Below are 1,954 nucleotides of genomic sequence, written 5' to 3'. Positions count from 1 at the left end.
GACGGCCGGCACCTACCGCCCCCTTACAGGACAAACAGGTTTTAGGGGGGAGTCTTTTGCTGAACTTGCCGTTCATATGGAACATATCGCCGGTACGCACGATATAGCGTTTGCGGATTTTAACCGAAGAAGAATGCATCATCGGCCAGGCAGGTTTGGTGGCGGTACGGGAAAGTATGCCCTTGCGGCCCGGAAGGGCGGGTTCGTCACCGGTGGTGCGGTTGGTTTTACTGGCATTGAAGACGAAGGCGGGCTTGCGGTTGAGGCGGACGTCTTTGGCGACGGTTTGGGCATTGCCCAAGTCGGCGAAGAGCGTGAAGGGGATGGGCGGTGTGACAGGAGGAGCAGGAGGGGGCGCCCAGCAGAAATCGGGGAGGGTACAGATTACATAGAAGTCGCTGTCTTTACGGGCGATTTTATTGAATGCTATGGCGGCTTGCTCCTGTTGGGGATGGGGTCGTCTGAAAGGGGGATGAATGAGGGTTTAGAGTTTCAGACGATCCTGTAGGTTATGGCTTACCAAAAATATATTTTTCCTCTAGTTTAGTTTTATCATGCTCAAGAAAAAAAATATTTCTATATTCAGATAAACTATTATGATTGACCGCTGAATATTGTTCTTCATTACTGCCATCATCTTCCCAATGACAAATGGGGCAAACATCATAGTTTGATTTACTAGACAAGGTATAAAAATGACAACATGGACATTTTACTTTCTGATTTATCTCGTCTCCATAGACGTTTATTTCTTTGGAGAGAAGAAGGCTAAGTTTTTTAGCTAGAAATTTATTACTTAAAATTGAATTTCTATATGTTAATCCTAAGGTAACTACAGGATTAAAAAAATCATCATAAAATTCTATGTCATCAAAATCATGTGTACTTAAGTAGCTTATAAGTTCTTTATTTAAATGTTCTGGTTCAGATTCATAGGAATACCAAAAATCTAATAGGATATTCATCTTTTCAGAATTAGATATTGAATTAGTCTGATACTCAGAAAAAATTTTAATGGCTTCTGTTCTAGTCATGATAAAACCTTATTAAATGCAACTATTGGAATTATTGCATTTTGTTTTGGCTAAATCTACAGCATCTTCAAATGGTGTATCTGTACGATTATCACTTATATAATATGTCCTTATTTCTCTACTTTTAATATGTCCAATAAAAGTTTCTCTTGTCTGAGGGTTAAATTTCACTATAAGGTTATCTACCACTTGTTCTTTAATATCAGGTGAGTCATTTGCTGCGAAGTTTTTAGCACGTTTTAAATATTCGGATTGTGAAATTTGTTCTCCAAATTCGCATCCATTAACGACATGTTTTTCATAGTGAGGAGCTAATTTACCCTTAGAAAAACCTTTCCATTTGATCTCAGATGCTTTAATTAGCCCTAAGGGATCAATCCAGCTAACAATATTGGGACTAAAGGCATATAGATTTTCCCCACCCCATAATCTAATCGGATCCTGATTCACAAACCGACCTGCATCAGGCTCGTAGTACCTGAAGAAGTTGTAATGCAACCCCGTTTCACGGTCGGCATACTGGTTTTGCAGGCGGAACGGCTGGTATGCGCTATCCGTTACCTTGGTTTCCTCTTTCAGACAACCCCAGCCGGTGTAGTTGCCGAACCACAAGAGGTTGCCGTCCTTATCGGTCATCTCTCTTGGGATGCCGATTTGGTCGCAGTGGAAGTAGCGGGTTTGTTGTCGGCTTTCGCCGTCTTCGGTTGTCCAATCGCGGACTTGTGCTAAAGGCTCGTAGGAATCCGGGTCGGTATAGATATAGGTATATCTGCCGTCCGGTTGGATTTCTTGCAAGAGGTGGCTGCCGTCCCAAACGAAGCGGGTTTGGTTTTCGAGGCCGTTCCCGCCTAAATCATGCGGGAATGACGTTTCTGAAACTTCTCCGTTTTTCAGACGGCCTTTGCCTATCCTTCTTCCCA

General features: G+C 42.6%; 3 protein-coding genes. All 3 read right to left on the bottom strand.

Going from position 1 to position 1,954, the window contains the following annotated elements:
• Positions 1-385 (bottom strand): PAAR-like domain-containing protein (locus ACTHTY_RS11245; RefSeq protein ID WP_440367685.1); only part of this gene is annotated, 385 nt, incomplete at its 3' end.
• Between the two features lie 124 nt (positions 386-509).
• On the bottom strand, positions 510-1,034 hold the full coding sequence (locus ACTHTY_RS11240; protein WP_440367683.1) for a CPCC family cysteine-rich protein: 525 nt from the start codon (positions 1,032-1,034) through the stop codon (positions 510-512).
• Between the two features lie 12 nt (positions 1,035-1,046).
• Positions 1,047-1,954: RHS repeat domain-containing protein (locus ACTHTY_RS11235; RefSeq protein ID WP_440367682.1), on the bottom strand; the 908-nt coding region annotated here is incomplete at its 5' end.

The sequence above is a fragment of the Neisseria sp. P0019.S002 genome, assembly GCF_051957155.1.
Taxonomy (GTDB): Bacteria; Pseudomonadota; Gammaproteobacteria; order Burkholderiales; family Neisseriaceae; genus Neisseria; species Neisseria perflava.
This window is presented reverse-complemented; position numbering and strand designations above follow the sequence as displayed.